This is a genomic window from Chthoniobacterales bacterium, from assembly GCA_035274845.1.
GTDB lineage: Bacteria > Verrucomicrobiota > Verrucomicrobiia > Chthoniobacterales > UBA10450 > AV80.
In genome coordinates this window covers 201,514-223,608 of record DATENU010000011.1, presented here as the reverse complement: position 1 = coordinate 223,608, position 22,095 = coordinate 201,514, and the positions used below count along the sequence as shown (strand labels likewise).

At 58.9% G+C, this 22,095-nt stretch carries 17 protein-coding genes and 1 tRNA gene; 12 read left to right on the top strand and 6 right to left on the bottom strand.

The window, feature by feature from the left end:
- The first annotated feature begins 82 nt into the window (after window positions 1-82).
- Entirely contained in the window at window positions 83-403 is a 321-nt protein-coding gene (locus tag VJU77_07575; GenBank protein ID HKP03213.1) for a hypothetical protein, read from the top strand.
- A 17-nt stretch (window positions 404-420) separates the two neighbouring features.
- Here VJU77_07575 and VJU77_07570 read toward each other — a convergent pair whose 3' ends face one another.
- Window positions 421-1,113 (bottom strand): ion channel, encoded by a 693-nt coding sequence (locus VJU77_07570; protein HKP03212.1) that lies wholly within the window; start codon window positions 1,111-1,113, stop codon window positions 421-423.
- Between the two features lie 100 nt (window positions 1,114-1,213).
- Here VJU77_07570 and VJU77_07565 point away from each other — a divergent pair, with 100 nt between their 5' ends.
- Together VJU77_07565 and VJU77_07560 are read left to right on the top strand one after the other, a co-directional pair.
- A complete protein-coding gene (locus VJU77_07565; protein ID HKP03211.1) occupies window positions 1,214-1,705 on the top strand; it encodes an NUDIX domain-containing protein in 492 nt (163 codons plus the stop codon).
- Window positions 1,702-2,295, top strand: coding sequence for an alpha/beta family hydrolase (locus tag VJU77_07560; GenBank protein HKP03210.1), 594 nt, complete (start codon window positions 1,702-1,704; stop codon window positions 2,293-2,295). Before VJU77_07565 ends, VJU77_07560 begins: the two co-directional genes overlap by 4 nt.
- Before the next feature lie 40 nt (window positions 2,296-2,335).
- Here VJU77_07560 and speA read toward each other — a convergent pair whose 3' ends face one another.
- Window positions 2,336-4,291, bottom strand: a complete 1,956-nt coding sequence (speA, locus tag VJU77_07555; GenBank protein HKP03209.1) for a biosynthetic arginine decarboxylase — start codon at window positions 4,289-4,291, stop codon at window positions 2,336-2,338.
- A gap of 219 nt (window positions 4,292-4,510) precedes the next feature.
- On the opposite strand from speA, the gene VJU77_07550 reads away from it, so the two are divergent.
- Complete coding sequence (locus VJU77_07550) at window positions 4,511-5,005, top strand: bifunctional nuclease family protein (GenBank protein ID HKP03208.1); 495 nt, start codon at window positions 4,511-4,513, stop codon at window positions 5,003-5,005.
- An 83-nt stretch (window positions 5,006-5,088) separates the two neighbouring features.
- On the opposite strand, the gene ptsP is transcribed toward VJU77_07550, so the two are convergent.
- Genes ptsP through hprK form a run of 3 tightly spaced genes read right to left on the bottom strand, consistent with a single transcriptional unit; the run spans window position 5,089 to window position 8,183 of the window.
- Window positions 5,089-6,855 (bottom strand): phosphoenolpyruvate--protein phosphotransferase, encoded by a 1,767-nt coding sequence (gene ptsP, locus VJU77_07545; protein ID HKP03207.1) that lies wholly within the window; start codon window positions 6,853-6,855, stop codon window positions 5,089-5,091.
- Window positions 6,856-6,876: 21 nt separating this feature from the next.
- On the bottom strand, window positions 6,877-7,182 hold the full coding sequence (locus VJU77_07540) for an HPr family phosphocarrier protein (protein ID HKP03206.1): 306 nt from the start codon (window positions 7,180-7,182) through the stop codon (window positions 6,877-6,879).
- Window positions 7,182-8,183: an HPr(Ser) kinase/phosphatase gene (gene hprK / locus VJU77_07535; GenBank protein HKP03205.1), complete on the bottom strand. Its 1,002-nt coding sequence runs from the start codon at window positions 8,181-8,183 to the stop codon at window positions 7,182-7,184. The genes VJU77_07540 and hprK overlap by 1 nt, the downstream gene beginning before the upstream one ends.
- Window positions 8,184-8,337: 154 nt before the next feature.
- Here hprK and VJU77_07530 point away from each other — a divergent pair, with 154 nt between their 5' ends.
- The 6 genes from VJU77_07530 (at window position 8,338) to VJU77_07505 (ending at window position 16,957) form a co-directional block, all read left to right on the top strand.
- Window positions 8,338-8,997, top strand: a complete 660-nt coding sequence (locus VJU77_07530) for an HAD-IA family hydrolase (protein HKP03204.1) — start codon at window positions 8,338-8,340, stop codon at window positions 8,995-8,997.
- A gap of 253 nt (window positions 8,998-9,250) precedes the next feature.
- Complete coding sequence (locus tag VJU77_07525) at window positions 9,251-13,972, top strand: lamin tail domain-containing protein (protein ID HKP03203.1); 4,722 nt, start codon at window positions 9,251-9,253, stop codon at window positions 13,970-13,972.
- Between the two features lie 304 nt (window positions 13,973-14,276).
- A tRNA-Lys gene (locus tag VJU77_07520) sits at window positions 14,277-14,348 on the top strand.
- Window positions 14,349-14,451: 103 nt separating this feature from the next.
- Entirely contained in the window at window positions 14,452-15,213 is a 762-nt protein-coding gene (locus tag VJU77_07515) for a polyprenol monophosphomannose synthase (GenBank protein HKP03202.1), read from the top strand.
- Window positions 15,210-15,701 carry a hypothetical protein gene (locus VJU77_07510; protein ID HKP03201.1) on the top strand — a complete coding sequence of 164 codons (492 nt, stop codon included), beginning with the start codon at window positions 15,210-15,212 and terminating at the stop codon, window positions 15,699-15,701. The genes VJU77_07515 and VJU77_07510 overlap by 4 nt, the downstream gene beginning before the upstream one ends.
- Complete coding sequence (locus VJU77_07505) at window positions 15,698-16,957, top strand: serpin family protein (GenBank protein ID HKP03200.1); 1,260 nt, start codon at window positions 15,698-15,700, stop codon at window positions 16,955-16,957. Before VJU77_07510 ends, VJU77_07505 begins: the two co-directional genes overlap by 4 nt.
- Window positions 16,958-17,014: 57 nt before the next feature.
- On the opposite strand, the gene VJU77_07500 is transcribed toward VJU77_07505, so the two are convergent.
- Window positions 17,015-17,980 carry a M28 family peptidase gene (locus tag VJU77_07500; protein ID HKP03199.1) on the bottom strand — a complete coding sequence of 322 codons (966 nt, stop codon included), beginning with the start codon at window positions 17,978-17,980 and terminating at the stop codon, window positions 17,015-17,017.
- A gap of 200 nt (window positions 17,981-18,180) precedes the next feature.
- Here VJU77_07500 and VJU77_07495 point away from each other — a divergent pair, with 200 nt between their 5' ends.
- Both VJU77_07495 and VJU77_07490 read left to right on the top strand, forming a co-directional pair.
- Entirely contained in the window at window positions 18,181-20,112 is a 1,932-nt protein-coding gene (locus VJU77_07495) for a kelch repeat-containing protein (protein HKP03198.1), read from the top strand.
- Window positions 20,113-20,143: 31 nt separating this feature from the next.
- Complete coding sequence (locus VJU77_07490) at window positions 20,144-22,090, top strand: kelch repeat-containing protein (protein ID HKP03197.1); 1,947 nt, start codon at window positions 20,144-20,146, stop codon at window positions 22,088-22,090.
- Window positions 22,091-22,095: the final 5 nt, after the last annotated feature.

Genomic DNA, 22,095 nt, shown 5'->3' with positions numbered 1-22,095 from the left:
TTTTCCCCCCGCTGCTCCGAGGGCGGAAATGATTTCCAAAATGCCCCGATCCCGTTACAACCTGGCCAAACATTCACCCAGGATGAAATCATTGCTCTCCCGCTGCTTCACAATCACTTCAATCATCTTGCTCGCCGCGCTGAGCGGTTGTGGCGGCCCCCGGCGCGACATCGTGGGGAAATGGCGAGTGGATGGCGAGGGCAATACCATGGTCTGGGAATTCGCCGAGGGCGGGTCGGTCCAGATGGGAAGTATTCGAGGCCGATACAGCTTCGGAGATCGCGACCGGGTAAAAATCGAAACACCGGGTGCTACCTCCGTGTATCAGCTCGAGCTATCCGGCGACCACATGACCTTGCAGGACCCGCGCGGTTCGAAGCTTCGCTTCACGCGAGCAAAGTAAGCAGCTGGCGGCCGACGCTAACTGTCGTCGCGGGGTTGTTCCCTGCTGGCGTGAACAATATGTAACCCGACGAGCCGCGCGACGAGCACCGCCAGATAGATCTGGCCCATTACCGCCTCGAGTGTGGCAAAGGTTCGGGCCGCATTCGACCGCGGTACGATGTCGCCGAAACCGACCGTGGTCAGCGTGACAAAACTGAAATAACGCATCCGAATCACGCGGGCGACGTACTCTGACACCGCCCCACTCTCCGCCGGACCGGAAAACGATCCGGGCTCGATCTGTTCCAGGATGGCGTAGCAGAAAGCCCATGCATATCCGATCAGGAAATAGACGCAAATGGCGCCGTAAATCTTGTCCGCGGTGACTGGACCACGCCGGAGAACGTCAGCGAGAATGCTGATGGAGAACAACGCCAGCAAGGTCAGGAGACAAAAGTTCGAGACCAGGATCAGCCGCTGGGCGTTCCAGACGATGATGAAACCATTGAGGGCGATGGTGGCGATGGCCAGAACCAGGGTAGAGGTGAAAAGCCGCTTTCGTTCGCTGATGACGTGCGTCCCCGCCAACAACACGGCGGCGCCCACGACATTCAAAAACAGGACGCCAAACCGGAGTGGGGCAACAAGGGGCGACACTATGAACAGCAGGAGAAGCAGGATGAGCAGACCTAAATGTCGCCACCGCTGCCGCGGAATCTTCGGGTCCATGTCAGCGGGCCTGAGAATTCTAAACTTTCGACGGAATGACAAGGATTAGCAGAGGCGGCCCGGCACGTTGACTCGTAGCCCGATCGCTTAATCTTGCCTCGTGGCGCGGGCGCAAACGAGCGCGGGACTGCTGATGTTCCGGATGCAAAATGGAGAGACGGAGGTGCTGCTCGTCCATCCGGGCGGCCCCTACTTTCGAAACAAGGATGAAGGCGCCTGGACGATTCCAAAAGGAGAGGTCGCGTCAGGCGAGGATTTGTTGGAGCGGGCGAAAATAGAGTTTGCCGAAGAGCTCGGTATTTCGGTTGAGAAAGCCGCTATCGCCACCGGCAATGGGTCTTGGATTGAGCTGGGCTATGTGAAACAGAAAGGCGGCAAAACAGTTCACGCCTGGGCGTTTGCGGGGGATTTGCCGCCCGATTTCAAACTGGCTTCGAACACCTTTGAGGTGGAATGGCCGCCGCGATCCAGCAAAACGCAGGCGTTCCCGGAAATTGACCAAGCCAGCTTTTTTTTCCTGGAGATGGCTCGAGCCAGGATCAATCCTGCCCAGACCGTTTTTCTTGATCGCTTGGTTGAGGCCCTACAATGACAAGGCCCCTGTTTCTTTTCGCACCCGGCGCTGGAGCGCCTTCCACTCACCCGTGGATGCAACGCTGGAAGGAACGGCTTTCAGTCGTCGGCGATGTCGAGACTTTCGATTACGCCTACATGCAACAAAGGCAACGGCGTCCCGATCGGCTGCCGGAATTGATCGCCACCCACCGGCAGGCTCTCGTTGCTGCCCGGCAAGGCGACACCCGGCCGGCATTCCTGATTGGCAAAAGCATGGGCGGACGGATCGGATGCCACGTCTCGCTGGAAGAGCCGGTCACGGGCCTGATTTGTTTTGGCTATCCGCTGTGCGGCGGCGGAGATCCATCCCGGTTGCGCGACAAAGTTCTGCGCCAATTACGGACGCCGATTCTTTTTGTCCAAGGCACCCGCGATCCGCTTTGTCCGTTGGAGCTTTTGGAAAACCTCAGGCTCGAAATGAAGGGCCCGAACTTTCTCCACGTCGTCGAAGGCGGAGATCATTCCCTGCTTGTATTGAAGCGCCAGCTCCAGGCGACAGACGAAACCCAGGAGGAGGTTGATCAGCGAATCCTGGCGGCGATTGCAACGTTTGTGGGGCGTTTCTGAATCCGTCTCGCATCGAGCGACGGAGCACTCGATCCACCGACTAGCTCAGCGGCAGCCAATTGCCCGGTTGCGGCACCGGTCTTCCTTCAGTCAGCGAGAGATAGGTGTATTCGTTGAGAAGGCGTTCGTAATCGGACAGGAGCTTCATGGCGTCATTCGGCTTCAACCGGTCCCCTTTGATCGCGCTGTCGACTTGCGTCTTGAGCAGGCGCATCAGCTCGACCTTGTCCCACTGGGTCATCGCGAGCACTTCGCCGATGGTGCTGCCTTCGATGACTTCCTCGATGTACCACCCCAGTTCCTCATCGGGGTCGAGAAAGACATGCGCCTCGGTCACGCGCCCAAACAGATTGTGCAGATCGCCCATGATGTCCTGGTAGGCGCCGACCATGAATACTCCGAGATAATAAATCTCGCCCGGCGCAATCCGGTGGAGCGGCAGGGTGTCTTTCACGTCCTGCAAATCGATGAACTTGGAGACCTTGCCGTCGGAATCGCAGGTGATGTCCACCAGCATGCCGTTGCGATCGGGCGGCGTGGTCAGCCGATGGATCGGCATGATCGGGAACAATTGGCCCAGCGCCCAATGATCGAGAAGGGATTGGAACACGGAAAAGTTGCAGATATATTGATCGCCGAGCGAGGTCTCGAGCTCCTTCACTTCCTCCGGCACGAAGCGCAGGCCGCGATGCATGTTGACGATCTGCTGGGCGAGCTGCCAGTAAACGCAATCGAGCTTCGCCTTCGATTCGAGGTCGAGCAGCCCAAGCGTAAACGTCTGCTGCGCTTCTTCCTTGATCTGTTGAATGTCGTGCAGGCTTTCCAGGCGATTGCCCCGTTTGAGGCGTTGCTTCACGTCGAGGATGTCCCGAACCAGTTTGTGATCCTTCTCGTTCGCCTCGACTTTGAGTTTCGGCGCGGTTTTCTCGATGGAACTGAAAGCCTCGACCACGAGGACCGAATGATGGGCCACGATCGCGCGTCCGCCTTCGCTGACGATCGCCGGATGCGGGACCTTCTCGGAATCGCACACGTCCATGACGTTCCAGATGACGTCGTTGGCGTATTCCTGGAGCGAATAATTCGCCGAGCTGTCGAAGTCGCTCCGAGACCCGTCGTAATCGACGCCGAGCCCGCCGCCGACATCGAGATAACCCAGCTCATGCCCGAGCTGGCAAAGCTTAGCGTAATACCGGGCCGCTTCGCGCACGGCGCGTTTTATCGTGGAAATATCCGGCACCTGCGAGCCGACGTGGAAATGAACGAGCTTGAAGCAATGTGCGAGGCCCGCAGCCTTCAACATTTCACTGGCCGCAACGAGACTGGTGGTATCGAGCCCAAACTTCGCGTTCTCGCCGCCGCTGGTCGTCCATTTGCCCGCGCCCTTGCTATAGAGTCGCACCCGGATGCCGATCATCGGCTCGAGGCCCACTTCCTTGGAAGCGCGAATGGTTTGCTCCAACTCCTCGAGCTTCTCGACCACGATGATGACCGACTTGCCCAGCTTGCGGCCGAGAAGGGCGATGCGAATGAAAGCGCGATCCTTGTAGCCATTGCAGATGATCAGGCTCTCATGGTCCTTGTGCATGGCGAGGGCCGCGACCAGCTCCGGCTTGCTCCCCGCTTCGAGCCCGAAGTGAAATTCCTGGCCGGCGTCGACGATCTCTTCGATCACCTCCCGCAGCTGGTTCACCTTGATCGGGAAAACGCCGCGATAATGATTCTTGTAGCCGAATTCTTCGATCGCTTTTTTAAAAGCACAGTTAACCGATTCCACCCGATGCCGGAGGAGGTCCTGGAACCGGATGACGAGGGGGAAGCCGAGTCCGCGATCACGCGCTTCGTTGACTACATCGAGAATATCGATGGAGCCGCCCTTTTCCTGGAGCGGGCGAACCTCGACGTTGCCCGCGCCGTTGACGGTGAAGTAACCGGTGCCCCAGCCGTCAACGTTATAGGTCGAAATGGCAGCGTCGACGTCCCACTCGTTCTTCATTCTTCAGTTGCGGCAGCCGCCGCAGAGCGATAATCAATCACAGCGGCGGACATGCAAGCCCGCATTCAAAAATCTCGTGGACATATTCGCTTCTGGTAGGGACGGCGCGCTGCGCCGTCCGCGGGGCCTTTCGCGAATCGTTCGGACGCCGCAGCGCGGCGTCCCTACCACGCGGGGGCCTGCTTGTGTTTCCCATCGCCGCTGTTACGGTTTGCGCGGATGAACAAAACGGTCATCGAGGTGCAAGTCCGGGCGGTTTTGCCCACGAGCGGCGGCTGCGCGGTTTTTCTCGGCAACAATGACAAGGTGTTCATCATTTACGTCGATCAAACGGTCGGCAGCGCCATCACCATGTTCATGCGCGACGTCTCCAAGGAGCGTCCCCTCACCCACGATTTGATGGGCCACCTCATGACGGCCCTGGGCGCGAAAGTGGAACGCGTCATCATCAACGACCTGAAAAACGCCACCTATTACGCGCGCATGATCATTCGCGCCGAAAACGAATTGCAGCAGAAAAAAATCATCGAGCTGGATGGCCGGCCGAGCGATTGCATCGCGATGGCGACACAGCAGAAGGCGCCGATGTATGTGAGCCAGGACGTCTGGGATGAGGTCGACGATATGAGCGACGTCCTCCGCAAGATGGAAGAGGACGGGCTCAAGCCGGACATCGAGTCGGAATCAGAATCCGAATCGAGCGAGGACGATTAGTGAGCTTTTGTAGCAGCGGCCCTGTGGGCCGCTCCAGATCGACGTCGCTTCCAAAAGCGGCCCACAGGGCCGCTGCTACAAGTTCACCCCAGCAGCTCACCGTAATGCCCCTGGGCTATTTCGAGAGAGCGGCTCAAAATCGCGGAGGGCGTATCCAGCTCCATGACTTGCTCGGCCAGCTTCTGGCACTCGGCGTAAGTTAAACTCTGCACAGCGCGTTTCACCCGCGGGACAAGCGAAGCCCCCACGCTCAACTCGTCCATGCCGAGGCCAAGAAGAAGCGGGATCAAAGCCAGGTCGCCGGCCATTTCGCCGCAAACGCCCACCCAAATATCATGCGCGTGCGCGGCGTCCGCCGTCATCTTGAGAAGCCGCAAAACAGCGGGATGGGTCGGCTCATAGAGGTGCGCCACCCGCTCGTTCACCCGATCCACCGCTAGGGCATATTGAATGAGGTCGTTTGTGCCGATGCTAAAAAAATCGATCTCGCGCGCGAGCCGGTCGGCACACATCGCCGCGCCCGGGATTTCGATCATGGCGCCCACTTCAATTTTCGGATCGAACTCCTGGCCTTCGCTTTTCAGCTCCGCCTTGCATTCTTCGAAGACGGCGAGGGCGCGGCCCAATTCTTCCAGTCCTGAAATCATGGGAAACATGATCTTCACGTTCCCCACTGCGCTCGCCCGGATGATGGCCCGCAGTTGCGCCTTGAAAATATCGACCCGTTCCAGGGAAAAGCGGATCGCGCGATGGCCCAGGAAAGGATTCATCTCGTCGCCGGAATCCAGCGCGCCGGCCACCTTGTCGCCGCCCAGATCGAACGTCCGGATGATAAGCGGATGCGGCTGCACCTGCTCGGCCACTTTCCGGTAGGTGGCGTATTGTTCCGCTTCGCTGGGAAGGGTCGTGCGGTTGAGATAGAGAAATTCCGTGCGGTAAAGGCCGATTCCTTCGGCGCCGTTGCGCGGGGCCGCTTCCACTTCGTCCGGCAGCTCAATGTTAGCCGAGAGAACAATGTGCCGGCCATCTTTGGTCGTCGATTTCGTCTCGCGCAGCCCGGTCAGTTGCTGGGCGACGAGCGATCGCTTGTGTTCCAGCTCGCCGTAATGCCAGAGCGTCTCCGGCTTTGGATCCAGAATGAGCAGCCCATTGTAACCGTCGATCAACGCCTCCCGGCCCGTCTCGAGTTTGTCGGTAGCGTCGTGCAAGCCGACCACCGCCGGAATCCCGAGCGAACGCGCCATGATCGCCGTGTGCGACGTGCGGCTGCCCAGATCGGTCGCGAGACCGATCGTGTGTTCGCGGTTCATGGTGGCGGTGTCCGAGGGCGTAATGTTGTGCGCCAAAAGGATGTGCCGATGCGTCAAACTAAGAAAATCCTTGGGCGCTTTGCCCTGGAGGTTCCGGACGACGCGGCGAGTCACATCCTGGATGTCGAGAGCGCGCTCGCGCAAATAAGGATCGTCGATCTGGCTCAGGGTGTCGGCATAATGGGTGGCCACTTGCTGGAAAACGAATTCCACATTGCAGAGGTCGGTTTGCAATTTGCGCAGCACTTCGTCGATCAAAGTGCGGTCCTCCACCACCAGCAGGTGCGCATCGAAAATGCCGGCATCCTTCGCCCCGATCGATTGGGCGATGCGCTCCTGCATCTCGAGAATCTGGGAGCGCGTCTGGATCAACGCCATTTCGAAGCGGCCGATCTCGTTCGGAATTGCGGAGGGCTCGATCCGATGACGCGCCACTTCGTCGCCATCATCGCGAACGACATAGAGTGTTCCGCGAGCGACGCCGGGAGAAACTCCCACGCCCTGGAAGCGAGTCTCTTGTTTCGCGTTATCGCCGCTCATCAAGAGAGCATATCGCGGCTGTCAATCCTCGTTGAACTTCTTCTGAATCAACTCTTCGAGCTCTTCCAGCACCTTGTCGGCATCGGGGCCTTCGCAACAAATCGTGAGCTTCGATCCCTGCCCGGCCGCCAGCATCATCAGGCCCATGATGCTTTTGCCGTTGATCTTCTCGCCTTCCTTCTCCACCCAGACTTCAGAGCGGTACCGGCTCGCGATCCGAACAAACATCGCCGCCGGCCGCGCGTGCAGACCGAGCCGATTGACGATCGTAATCTCTTTTTCGAGTTTTTGGGCCGGCCCGTGCGATCTCCGATTCAAAAGTCCCATTAGCTTTCCTTCGTCGCCATTACATTGAGCAGCTTATCGCTGAATTCCAATGCGCTGTTTCGTCCCAGACCTTTCAATTTCTGGTCCATTGCCGCAACTTCGATCAATCGTGGAATTTCCCGCCCCGGGCGGACTGGAATCGTGATGTGCGGTACCTGCAATTTTAGAATCTCGTAAAATTCCTGATCGAGTCCAATGCGATCGACTTTTTCCTCCTCCAGTTCCTCCCAGTCGCGCAGGGTCACGACCAAATCGAGCCGCTTCTCAATTCGGATACTGCCGATGCCGAAGATCGAGGCCACGTTGATGATACCGATCCCGCGGACTTCCATGTGGTAACGGGTGAGGTCCGGGGCGGTTGCCATTAACTCCCGTCCTTCGAGCGATTTCACCCGGGTAACATCATCCGCCACCAGGCTGTAGCCGCGCTCGATCAAGCCCAGGACCGCCTCGCTTTTTCCAATGCCGCTTTGCCCGCGGATGAGCACCCCCACCCCGAGAATGTCGACCATGCTGCCGAACTCCGTCACCGTCGGGGAAAAATCGACCTCCATGGCGATGGTCGCCGCGTTGATGAAACGCATCGTCACCAGAGGAGTGCGAAAAACCGCTACCTGCTGCTCTTCCGCCACCGCCAGCAAATCAGGATCGAGGTGCGCCCCACGGGAAGTAACCAGGCAGGGAATCTTCTGTCCGCACAACGCGCGGAAACGCTGGACGCGGGTTCGCGCGGTAAGGCTCTTCAGGTAGGATTGTTCGGCCGCGCCGAGAACCTGCACCCGTTTCTCCGCGAAATAATTATAGAATCCCGACAGGGCCAGGCCGGGACGATTGATGGTCGGTTCCCGGATCTTGCGATGAAAACCAACCCGCTTTCCCTCGAGTTTCAGCTGCAGCTTCTGCCCGTGGGCTTTGTAGAAACTCTCAACCGTAACGACTGGTATGTTCTTCCGTTGGTCGCTCCCGGAGGTGATCGGCTGCGTTGTCACTTTGTCGGCCATACGCGCGAAATACGTGTATCGCGTTCCGGCGGTAATTGCCACCGCTCATCGCGCGACGACCTTTAAGCCGCGCTGGAAAGGTCGGCACGGCGCGAAAGTGGCAGAGTCCTAGGCTTGCGTCCAACTTCTCTACCGCACTAGAAACGAACCCACCGTGCTTAGGACCATCTTCTTCGACGCCGCCGGCACCCTTATTCATTTGCCGAAAAGCGTGGGCTATCATTATGCCCTGGTGGGCCGCCGCGTGGGCTTGACCCTCGACGCCGTGGCTCTTGATCGCGCCTTCGTGGCGTCCTGGAAACAAATGCCGACGCGACCGGCCATCGACGGTCCGCGCGACGACGATGACAAACCGTGGTGGTGCGAGCTCGTCCGCCGGGTGATCGAACAGGTCGCTCCCGGGACAAGCGAACTGGATCGCGACGCCTTTTTTGAAGCAGCCTATTCGCATTTTGCTGAAGCCGGCGTGTGGGAGCTTTATCCCGAAGTCATCGAGGTCCTGGAATCGCTGCGACCCCGTTTTACCCTTGCCGTCATTTCCAATTTCGACGGCCGTCTCCGGATGATCCTCGAGCACCTCGGTGTTTCACAATTCTTCTCTAACATTTTTCTATCGAGCGAGCTGGGCGCGGATAAAACCGATCCCGAAATTTACCGTCGCGCTTTGAAACTTTCTGCTGCTACCCCTGGCGAAGTGCTGCACGCCGGCGACGATCCGGTTCGTGATTGGGAGGGAGCAACCGCCGCGGGTCTGCGAATCTTTCGCCTGGAGCGTCCCAAAAATTCTCTCCGCGATTTATTGGCGAGCCTGTAGCCGCTGTCTCAGACCGTCGAATTGGATTTCGCCCCCCTCCATCCGTGTCATCCGCGACATCCGCGGTTCAATTCCTCTCGTGTAACGTTTTTGAGACAGGCACGATTGGGCCTCGACACAATTTCCCTGCGTTCATAATAATTCCGTCGATTACGTCATCCAATGTTCTGGCGGGTTTTCGGCTGGTAGGTGCAACGGGGCTGGAACTTCCAAGGATCGGGGGGAAAACGGAATCTCCAATCATCCATCGCCTATGAAGCCGAAGTTAAGTCTCCTGCCCGTCGTTCTGTTCCTCGCCTTGTCCGCGTTCATCCTGCCGCGCGCGATGGCTGTCTCGCCCAACATTGTCATCAGCCAGGTTTATGGCGGGGCCGGCTGCGGCACGGCAAATTGTTCCACCTACGGGAACGATTACATCGAGCTCTTCAACCTCAGCAATTCAGCCGTCAGCGTAAACGGTTGGTCTGTCCAGTACGCCGCCGCCACCGGGACAACCTGGCAGGTAACCAATCTGCCCAACGTCTCGATTCCGGCCGGCGGTTATCTTCTCATCGCGGAGTCATTCTCGGCCAATGGCATGAACGCAATCCCGACGCCAGACGCCACTGGCACCATCTCCATGAGCGCCACCACGGCAAAGGTCGCCCTCGTGAATACCACCACCGCCTTGACCGGCGCGTGCCCGACCGGGGCGAACATCGTCGACTTCGTCGGTTATGGAGCGACCGCCAATTGCAACGAGACGGCGAACGCACCCGCACCCAGCACGACGACGGCCGATATTCGCGTGAACTTCGGCTGCATCGACACCGACAACAATTCGACCGATTTCCAGAGCTCCAGTCCGACCCCTCGGAACAGCGCAGGTTCGCTGCATCCCTGTTCCGGGGCGACGCCGACACCTACCGTATCGCCAACGCCCACTCCGACTACTACCCCTACGCCGACCCCCACAGCTACGCCGACACCTGGAGCAGTGCGCATCCATGATATTCAAGGCGCCGCGCACTTATCACCAATGGTTGGGCTAACGGTGGCGAACGTTCCTGGGATCGTCACCGCCAAACTTTCCAACGGTTTTTATTTGCAGGATCCCAACCCGGACGCGAACGACGCGACGTCCGAAGGCATCTTTGTTTTCACTTCGTCGGCTCCCACGGTCAATGTCGGTGATTCACTTTTAGTCGGAGGCACGGTCTCTGAATTCCGGAGCGGCGGCAGCGGTTCCACTAACCTCACGAACACAGAGATCGGATCACCAACCATCTCCGTCCAGTCCACCGGAAATTCTCTCCCGGCGCCGATCGTCATCGGCACCGGCGGACGCATCCCGCCTACCATGGTGATCGAAGACGACGCGAGCGGCAGCGTCGAGACCAGCGGCGTCTTCGACCCGGCCAGCGATGGAATCGATTTCTACGAAAGCCTTGAAGCGATGCGCGTCCAGATCAACAACGCCGTCGCCGCAGGTCCAACATCCTCTTTTGCCGAAATCCCGGTTCTTTCCGATGACGGAGCAAACGCCAGCATCCGCACGACTCGCGGAGGGGTCGTCGTGCGAGCAAATGACTTTAACCCGGAACGGGTGCTTCTGGACGATAGCATCCTGGCGTTACCGACCGTCCACGTTGGCGACCATTTCAGCGGCCCGATTATCGGCGTGATGGATTACACCTTTGGGAATTTTAAGCTCGACGTCACCCAATCGATCACAGCGGTTCCGGGAGGTTTGGCTCGGGAAACGACCGCCATCCCCACCGCCACTCAGCTGGCGATCGCTACCTTCAACGTCGAGAACCTCGACCCTGGCGACGGCGCGGCAAAGTTCACCGCCCTGGCAAGTCTGATCGTCAACAACCTCCGCTCTCCCGATATCATCGCGGTTGAAGAAATTCAGGATAACAACGGACCGACTAACGACTCCGTGGTCGATGCCACTACCACCTACAACACCCTCATCTCAGCGATTCAATCCGCGGGCGGCCCGACCTATGGTTTCCGGCAAATCAATCCGGTGGACGACCAGGATGGGGGCGAGCCGGGCGGTAATATTCGGGTCGGGTTCCTCTTCCGCACCGATCGCGGTCTCGCTTTCATTGACCGTCCGGGTGGGTGTTCAACCTGTGCGACGACCGTGGCGAACGGTCCATCGGGAGTTGAGCTCTCGTTTAGTCCAGGCCGCATCGATCCGACCAACACCGCCTTCAACGCCAGCCGCAAGCCGCTGGCCGGTGAGTTTAGCTTCAACGGCCAGAAGTTGTTTGTGATCGGCAATCACTTCAATTCGAAGGGCGGCGACGATCCGCTCTTCGGCCGGTTCCAGCCTCCTACTCTCAGTTCCGAGGTCCAGCGCATTCAGCAAGCGCAGGTCGTCAATAATTTCGTGGATAGCATTCTGGCGCTGAACTCGAATGCCAAAATCGTCGTCCTGGGGGATCTCAACGATTTCTCTTTTTCCAATCCGATTACGACTCTTAAAGGCGGCGTTCTCAATGACTTGATCGAAACGTTGCCGCAGAACGAGCGATATACCTACGTCTTTGAAGGTAATTCGCAGGATCTCGATCACATTCTGGTGAGCAATAGCCTGTTCTCTGGGTCGTTCGCTTACGATGTCGTTCACGTGAACGCGGAGTTCGCCGATCAGATCAGCGACCACGACCCGCAAATCGTCCGACTGACCATCCCTTTGGCTCCGACCCCGACTCCAACTCCGACGGCAACTCCATCGCCCAATCCAACAGCTACCCCTACCTCAACACCCACTGCCACCGCTACCGCAACGGCGACGCCTACCCCTACTCCGGCGTTTGTCCCAATCATTTTTCCCATCGCGGGTACCCCTCAAAGCACGATGGTTAATACTACTTTCGCCGCTCGCCTGCAGGCCGCCGCTGCCTATTCCGGCACCGGTAGCCCGCTCATCGGTACTCAAGTTACCTTCACCGCGCCGAGCTCGGGAGCGAGTGGATCCTTTGGCACTCCCTCGGAAATCCAAAACGTCTTTGTCTCCGGTTCTTCCGGCACCTTTACTCTTACCTTTAATGGTCAGACCACCAGCCCGCTTGCCTTTAATGCCACGGCGGCGGCGGTGCAGAGCGCTTTAAACGCGTTGCCCAGCATAGGTGGCGTGGGCGGCTCGGTCTCCGTGGCTACGGCGCCCGGCTCATCCTATATGGTCACATTTGGCGGATCATTGGGCGGAAGCGATTTGCCGCAGATGACCGGGAGCGGCAGTGGCGGAGCTTCCGTGGGGATCTATACTGCGGCTGATGGCGGACCAATGATTTCGTCCGAAGTGCAGACGATCACGGTCACTGGTTCTTCCGGCACATTTACCCTTACCTTCAATGGCCAGACGACCAGCCCGCTTCCCTTCAACGCTACGTTTGCGCAGATATTCAATGCGTTAGGCGGAATAGGCGTAACGGGAAGTGTGATACGGAGCGGGTCCGACTATATCGTGACGTTTGGCGGGAATTTGGCTCGAACCGATGTCTCCCAGATCACCGGTTCGGGCAGTGGCGGCACTACGGTCTCGGTTGTGACTAACACTACCGGCGGCATTGTGGTGGGCGCCGAAATCCAAACGGTAACGGTTTCCGGCGCCTCCGGTTCGTTCACCCTCACCTTCAACGGCCAGACCACTTCCTCTCTGGCCTTTAATGCCACGGCTGCGGCAGTCCAGAGTGCGCTGAATGCTTTGTCCACCATCGGTGGCGTCGGCGGCTCGGTTACCGTGACTTCCTCTGGCTCCATTTATACCGTGACTTTCGGTGGATCGTTAACCCGAACCAATGTCGCCCAGATGACGGGGGCCGGCAGCAGCGGAGCAAGCGTCGCCGTCGCCACCACCGCCGAAGGGAGTGCGGGAATTGCCATGGTCGTTGCCGATGTCAGCGGGAGTGCCATCGCACCGAGCTTTACGGCGAACAGTATTACAGGCAGTTACACCGTGGCGGCCACAGAAGTAGGTATTGCCTCTCCGGCGAACTTTCTTCTAACCAATACGCCAATCGCAACCCCAACCCCAACCGCTACCGCTACCGCGACGCCCACCGCTACCGCTACGGCGACACCGACTCCAACAGTCTCCCCAACATCGACGCCAACTCCGACGGCCACGGCGACACCCACCGCCACCGCCACCGCGACTGCAACACCGGCGCCGACGGCGACCCCAACCCCGACACCGACGACGCAGGCATTGAACCTATCGACCCGCATGCGCGTGCAGGTGGGCGACAAGGTAGGCATCGGGGGCTTTATCATTACGGGCAGCGGAGCCAAAAATGTCGTCGTGCGAGCGATCGGGCCGTCGCTGACCCAGTTCGGCATCACGGATGTGCTGGCGGATCCGGTTCTCGAGCTGCATGGCCCGCCGGGCTTCGGGCCATTTATCAACGACAATTGGAGAGACACGCAGATCCCCACGCCTGTTCTGGCTCCGACTCATGATCTCGAGTCAGCGATCAATGCAACCATTGCGCCCGGGGCCTACACCGCGGTGGTGAAGGGCAAAAACAATACCTCCGGAGTCGCGCTCGTCGAAGTTTACGACCTGACGCCGTCGAGCGGGAAACTCGGGAATATCAGCACGCGAGCATTTGTCGACACGGGTGATAACATCGTCATCGCTGGGATGGTCCTGGGCAACGGGACGCAGGTGGATCGGGTGATCGTGCGCGGAATTGGGCCGAGCCTTGCACCAGCGTTCTTCCCGGCGAATGCGGTTCTGGCCAATCCGACGTTGGAGCTCCGAGATGAAAACGGTGCGCTGATCCTGGCGAACGACGATTGGCAGGATAACGCGGCCCAGGCCGCGGAGATCACCGCGGCGGGACTGGCGCCGAGTAACAACTTGGAATCGGCGATAGCGGCATCGTTGCCGCCCGGATTCTACACGGTGTTGCTGGCTGGGTTAAACGGCGGGACTGGCATCGGCCTGGTGGAAATCTACGATCGCGGTCCGTAACGGGAATTGAACCGCGGATTACGCGGATATCGCGGATGAGAAGGTGGATCGAGCGCTCCGTCGCTCGATGACAATGAGGGGCGCTTTCCAAACCGCCCACGCTTTGTTGTAGCGACGGCGCTCTGTCGCCGTAAACACGCGCCATAACCCGCGCCGCGTCCGTACGCCGACTGAGCGGCGTCACTACACGGCGGTTTGTAAACCGCCGCTCCTTGGTTTCGGCACTGCCATGTCGCGCATTGAACCATACCCGCAACCTTGCGGCACCGGTCGAACTGGATTAGAAACGTGTCCCGGCCCGAGCGGGTTGGTAGCTCAATGGTAGAGCAGCGCCCTTTTAAGGCGTTGGTTGTGGGTTCGAGTCCCACCCAACCCAGGCGTTTACGAGGGAATCTGGCAGCAACGAAACGCATGAAAATGCACTTTTTCAGTCAACCCACGACAACGCGAACCTTGCAGCCGAGCGGCCAGCTAAACCCATGACAACCGAATCCAGCCTCCCTCCCATTCCCGCGGATGCGAGGGCAACTGGGGAAACTCTCGTCATTATTCCGACCTATAACGAGAGCGCCAATATTGCCGAATTGATTCACCAGATTTTTGAAATTGCCGGCCACCTTCATCTCCTGGTCGTGGATGACAATTCTCCCGACGGAACTGGAGAGATCGTGGAGAAGCTGAAGACCCAATATTCGAATCTCGAGCTTCTGCGCCGCCCGGGGGAACGCGGTCTCGGCCTGGCCCTGACGGCCGGCATCAAGCGGGGGCTCGATCATGGCTACCAGACGATCGGCACGATGGACGCGGACTTGAGCCACAATCCCACTTATTTGCCCAAAATGCTCTCCCTGCTGGAGGAATGCGACTTGGTAATAGGATCGAGATACGTCGAAGACGGCGGCACCGTGAACTGGGCGCTCGGCCGCATTTTCCTGAGCTGGCTGGCCAACAAATTCGCGGCCGCACTCCTCCATGTTCCTGTTCACGATCTTACTTCCAATTACCGGCTCTATCGCCGGTCGACCGTGGAATGGATTCGCACCGAGGAAGTCAAATCGACCGGTTACTCCTTCGAAGGCGAACTCCTTTATCGGGCCCACCGCCTCGGGGCGCGGATTGTGGAGTGTCCGATCATTTTTCACGACCGGACCCATGGCGTATCAAAGCTGCACCGGCGCGAGATTTATCTGGGCGCTTTCAATCTTCTCCGGCTCCGTTTTTCTTCCCGTCAGGCATCTTGAAACGCACGCTCTTCGCATACCGGGTAAGCCTGGGAGTTTTTGTCGGCGGACTAATCCTGAGCGGCCTAACGGCGTTTCCATTGCTTCAGGAACTGTCCCTCCTTTGCCGGTGGCTCGGCATTATCGATCCCACCGCATACGAGAGCCTTTCCGGCATCCGGGCCTGGATCGCTTTCGTGTTCGTCGGATTAGAAAAAACCTACGCTGCCTACCCGTTTGTCGGCTATGGCACGGACTGGCTGGCGTTTGGCCATTTCATCATCGCGTTGTTCTTCATCGGCCCGTTCCGGGATCCGGTGCGCAACGCCTGGGTCCTGCGCGTTGGAATTGTCGCCTGCATTTTGGTGATTCCTCTCGCGCTGATCTGCGGCGCGATTCGCGGAATCCCCTTCGGCTGGCAGCTTCTCGACTGCTCTTTTGGCCTCCTCGGCGTAGTCCCGCTCTGGTATTGCCTCAATCTTACCAAAAAGATCGCGAACGCTTCGTGAAGCTGAAACCGTTATTTACCCTCCTGCTCCTGCTGATTGAATCGGCGTGCCGACAACCAGAACCTGTGCCGACAGGCGACCCGGACCTGGCCGCAGACGCAACGAATCGGTTTGGCCTCGATCTCTATCGTCGCCTTGCGCCAGTCGATGAGAATTTTGGCATTTCGCCCTACTCTCTTGAGACCGCTCTCGTGATGACGTTCGCCGGCGCCGACGGAGCGACCCGGAAAGAGATGGTGGAGGTGCTCCATTTGGCCGCCGACGATGACAGGCTCCATGAGTCGTTCCACACGCTCCGGTATCAACTGCAAGAGGTGGAAAAGAACAGCGCCAAGATTGTCTCGAAAACAAAACTCCATGAAGCGGGCGAGCCCATTACCCTGACAGTTGCGAACCAACTTTTTGGGCAGAAAGGATCTGATTTTCGTGAACCCTTTCTGAATCTTCTCAAGCAGCGCCATGCTGCGCGGCCTGAAACTGTCGATTTCGCGGGTAATCCGAGCCGAGCCACGCACCGGATAAACGCCTGGATTGCGGATCGAACCCACCAACGGCTCCGCAATGTTCTCCCGCCTGAAGCCCTGAATGCCGAGACACGCCTGGTTGTCGCGAATGCGATTTACCTCAAGGCGCAATGGGACAAACCGTTTGATGCCGGCGCGACGGAGTTACTCCCGTTTCACGTTCGCGGCGGCGAAACCGCGAACGTACCCACGATGACGACCCTTCTGGATACTTGTGCTTACGTCAAACACGATGGGTTTGTCGCACTCAGTGTTCCCTACTTCGATTGGAATTTCCGATTTCTGATTCTGGTCCCGGACGATGCGAAAGGTCTGCCGGAGCTCGAGGCGAGAATAACGCCAGCAATACTTGCCGAAAAATTCGAGATTGAGACGGAGAAGGTGGAACTCTCTCTCCCGAAGTTCAAATTCGAGCCTGCGACGCTACGGTTGGGATCGACCCTGCGAGATCTCGGAATGGCGACCGCCTTCAAGCAGGGGCCCGGCGGAGCAAACTTCGACCGGATGGCGCAGCCAAACAGCGGTCTTTATCTCGGGGAGGTCTTCCACAAGATTTTCATCGCCGTGGATGAAAAGGGCACCGAAGCAGCCGGTGCTGGCGCCTCGGGAGGGTTCCTTGGTGTTCCCCCCGAGCCGGTCCAGGTGAAGATCGATCGCCCATTCTTTTACGCGATCCAACATCTCCCAACCTTTACCTGCCTGTTCATCGGTCACGTCACCGACCCTCGGTAGGAAAGTCCTCCCTCTGCCCTCGGAGCACAGAAACCAATCGGGGCATTCCAACGCGATCTATTTTGCGAGTTCCGCGATCGTTTTCTCCAAGCCGCTGACGACGAGGGCGAACCGATCGTAATCGAGTTTGTCGGCAGTGTCGGTGGCTTCGTGATAATGCGGATAACGAAACGGCGCGGTGTCCGTCACCATGATGGCCGGATAACCGCATTGCCAGAAGGCCCAGTGATCCGACCAGCCGATCCCCGGAATGGACGCAGGCAACGCCGCGCCTTCGGAGGGCAGTTTTTCAGCTTTTCGGAAAGCCGCCACCGTCGCGCGCAATAACGATCGCGACCCGGTGTCGCTGGCGAACCCGATAAAGTTGCCTTTGCTTGGATAGAAGAAACCGAGTCCAGCCGCCGGATATTTCTGCGAACCAGGGGCATCAGAGAAATACCCGATCGTTTCCAGGCTAATCATCGCCGTGATCCGATCCCCTCGCTCTTTGCAACGCTTCGCATAAACGAGACTGCCCATCTCTTCGGTTTGGAAATAGGGCGGCTCTTCATTCACGAACGCCACGAAGCGCACAGTCTTTCCAGTCGGCTTGCCCGCAAATCGGCGAGCGAGCGCCAGCAAAGCCGCCACACCGCTCCCGTTGTCGTTCGCACCCGGACAACCAAAGACCGAATCGTAATGCGCCCCGATCACGAGAATCTCCGGCGACGTTCCGCGAGTCTCCGCTTCAATGTTGTGACAGGCGCGTCCGCGCAACTCAAAGCTGACGCGGTGCGGCGTCAGTCCCGGGGCGGCTAGGGACGCTTCAATGAAATCAGCAGCGGCCAGCAGCTGCGGATATCTGTTCAAATTCCGCTCCCCGATTTCACCCGCCAGTTTCTGGACATCAGCGGCAAGCTCAGCCCGCAAAGCGATTTCGCTGTCGTTGAGAGTGGCAGCTTTAGAAAGATTGTGATCCGGCATTCTGACTCCAAAAACCCAAACCAGAAAAAAAAGAACAAGCAAGACGACCGCAATGCGCATCACGCTGCCAATCACGCGTCGGGACCTTAGCGACTCGATCACGGTTTCGCGCCAAGTCGACGTAGAATTGGATTCCTCATTGTTGCGATCTTGGCCCTCATTCCAAGGAAACGCACGCAGCGAATTCCGGTGGAAATGGCCCCGATGGGGGGGATCAAAGACTTGATTTTACGCGCTTCCCTGAGATAAATAAGGCCCCCATGACCCCATTCAACTTGCGATCGCCAGGTCGAATTCCCCACCAGCGCCTCTTCTTCACGCTGCTTTTTTTGGCCGCAGGATTGGCGTTCGCGCTGCGATGCGACGGCGCGTCGCCTGGCTTCGAAGAAACCGGACGCATGGCCGAGGCCCGCAGCAGGCACACGGCGACGTTGTTGCCCAACGGGAAAGTGCTCGTCGCCGGGGGGACAAGGGATAACCAAGCCTTGAATAGCGCGGAACTCTACGATCCCACGAATCGAACCTGGACGGCCACCGGGAGCCTCAACCAGGCACGATCGAGGCACACGGCGACATTGCTGCCTAATGGCCAGGTGCTGGTGGCAGGAGGAGTCGCCAGCTTTTTTGAGCTTGGGAGCGCGGAACTGTACGATCCGGCGAGCGGAACCTGGACACCGACCGGCAATCTAACCGGGCGCCATTCTCATACAGCGACCTTGCTGGCCAACGGCAAGGTCCTGGTTGCAGGAGGGTGGCACTTCTTTCTGGGCATGAGTGGCGGGGGGCCTATCCAATCGGCGGAACTCTACGATCCAGTGAGCGGAACCTGGGCGGCAACGGGCAGCCTCGACAAACCACGCTTCAACCACACCGCGACGTTGCTGGCCAATGGCAATGTCCTCGTGGCCGGAACTAGCGGTTGGGTGAACTACATCCCCCCCGCGAGCACGGAACTGTATCATCCCGACACCGGGACCTGGACAATAAGCGGCTCCCTACTTGCCCCTCGTAGTTATCACACAGCGACGTTGCTGCCTCATGGCCAGGTGCTGGTGGCAGGAGGAGTCCGAGAAGTCACCGGCGGCTACGTTGATCTTGGGAGCGCGGAACTGTACGATCCTGCGAGCGAGAGCTGGTCTCCGACCGGCAGCCTGGTCACCGCCCACGTTGGACACACAGCGACACTTCTCGATAACGGAAAGGTCCTAGTTGCTGGAGGCAGCGAAAGTAGCGGTGGCGCACTCGCGGAACTGTACGATCCGTCGAGCGGCGCCTGGATGACGACCGGGAGTTTGATCACTGGACGTGGCGGCCACACCGCGACGTTGCTCTCTAACGGCGACGTCCTCGTGGCAGGCGGTAGCAATGGCGACGGCTACCTTGCGAGTGCCGAGCTCTACGTGAAATCCACGCCCGCTCTGCTGAACATTTCCACACGGATGAACGTGCAGACAGGCGACAAACTCTTGATCGGAGGCTTTATCATTACAGGAACAGAGCCAAAGACAGTGATCGTTCGCGGGATGGGGCCGTCGGTGCCGGTACCCGGAACGCTCGCCAACCCGGTGATCGAAGTTCATGGCGGCTCCGGCGAGTTCCTGGCCAGCAACGACAATTGGAGAGATGCGGCGACCATGCAGCAAATTAGCGATAGCGGGCTAGCCCCTGGCAACGATTTGGAGTCCGCGCTCTGGGGTGTAATTAATCCCGGCGCTTACACGGTGATCCTTTCGGGCAAAGATGGTGGGACGGGGATCGGTTCGGTCGAAGTTTACGACCTCGATGCAGCGGCTGATTCGAGGTTGGCCAATATCAGCAGCCGGGGCGTTGTCGACACCGGCGATAACGCGATGATCGGCGGATTGATTGTGGGCGGGGGCAGCCCAACCGGAACGGCCAACGTCATCGTGCGTGCCCTCGGTCCTTCCGTTCCCGTCACCGGGGCCCTGGCCAATCCCACCCTCGAACTGCACGACGCGAATGGAACTTCCATCGCCTCCAACGACGATTGGAAAACCCGGCCTGATGGCAGCAGCCAGCAGGCAGAAATTGAAGCGACCACCCTTCCACCCTCGAACGACATGGAATCCGCCCTGGTCCGACGACTTTCGCCCGGCAGTTACACCGCGATCGTCCGCGGAAACAACGGCAGCACCGGAATAGGCCTGGTTGAGATTTACCATCTGCCCTGATCTACGCGATCTTTAGATACAGTTGACTGTCATGTTCCCATTTCCATCTGCCTTCCGTTTGGAGCGCGCTCTCCGCTCGCCCGTCTGCCTCACCCTTTTTCTGGGTGTGGGGCTGATACTCGTCGCACAACCCTGCCACGCGCGATCGGCTGGGTTTGAAACCACGGGCAACCTCGCGCAGGTCCGGAGGGCTCACACGGCAACATTGCTGTCTGATGGAAGAGTACTCGTTGCCGGCGGTGACATCGCCGACGGCTTTTCCGGCACCATCATCGACAGCGCAGAATTGTACGATCCCGCGAGCCGAAGTTGGAGTGCGACCGGAAGTCTGATCAACGGTCGCACCAGTCACACCGCAACCCTGCTCCCAGACGGCAAGGTGTTGCTCGTCGGAGGTCGCAACACCGGGGGGGATTTGGCAACCGCCGAACTCTACGATCCGGCGACCGGGACCTGGATGCCGACTGGAAGACTGAACACTCAGCGCCGGTCCCACGCCGCGACCTTGCTACCTAATGGCAAGGTCCTGGTCACAGGAGGCCTTCAAGGCGGTTCCCCCGGCGCAAATTATAGCGCGCTCTCCAGCGCTGAGCTGTACGATCCAGCGACGGGAACCTGGACCATTACCGGAAGCCTCGGAGCCGCCCGCGGCGATCACACCTCGACCTTGCTTGCCAGCGGCAAAGTGCTCGTGGTTGGAGGCCGTCCCCGCTTTTCTGGACAAGATGGCAATCCTCGGGTCACCACGGTAGAGCTCTACGATCCGGCCACCGGGAACTGGTCTTCGACCGGCAGTCTCAACTTCGGCCGCTCAGGTCACACCGCCACGCTCATGCCCAATGGCGAGGTGCTGGCCGCCGCAGGTTTCAACGATGGCGACGAGCTTTCTAGCGCGGAGATTTACAATCCTACGACGGGAACATGGAGAACAACCGCCAATCTTGCCAGATCGCGCGGTGGCCACACCGCGACACTCCTGCCGAGCAAGAAGGTACTCATTGCTGGAGGCTTCTTTGATCACCAAAGCGGCTCTGTGGGGACAGCCGAATTATTCGACCCCACCACCGAGACTTGGATGCCGACGGGCGGCCTCGTCACCACACGCGAAGAGCATACGGCGACTTTACTGCCAGACGGCACGGTGCTCATCGCGGGAGGGAGCACACGTGCCAGCACGGAGCTTTATGTGAACGCCGTTCCGACGCTTCTGAACCTCTCAACCCGGATGCATGTTCAGACCGAAAATTATGTTCTGATCGCAGGTTTTATTATCGCTGGAACTGCGCAAAAGACGGTGATTGTTCGCGGGATGGGGCCGTCGGTGCCGGTGCCAGGAGCGCTCGCCGACCCGGTGATCGAAGTTCACGGTCCGTCAGGCGAATTACTCGGCACCAATGACAATTGGAAAGACGCCGCCACCAGGCAGCAGATCAGCGATAGTGGACTCGCCCCTGGCAATGATTTGGAATCCGCGCTCTGGGGAACCATCAACCCCGGGGCCTATACGGTAGTCCTTTCCGGCAAGAACGGCGAGACCGGCGTCGGTTCGGTCGAGATTTATGACCTCGACGAGCCTGCCGATTCGAGGCTGGCGAATATCAGCACGCGCGGCTATGTCGAGAATGACGACAACGTGATGATCGCCGGGGTGATCGTCGGCGGAGGGAGTTCGCTCGGCTCCGCGAACGTCCTCGTGCGCGCCCTTGGTCCATCAATCCCGATGAACTACACCCTGGCGGATCCGACCCTGGAGCTGTACGACGCGAATGGAAATGTGATCGCTTTCAATGACGACTGGAAGTGGCGGCCTGATGGCAGCTATCAGCAAGAAGAGATCTCCGCGACCCGCCTTACCCCATATAATGAAATGGAATCGGCCCTCGTCCGGAGACTTCCACCCGCCAACTACACCGCTATTGTCCGGGGAAAGAATAATACCGCCGGGCTGAGTTTGGTTGAGGTTTACAACCTGCAATAGATGAT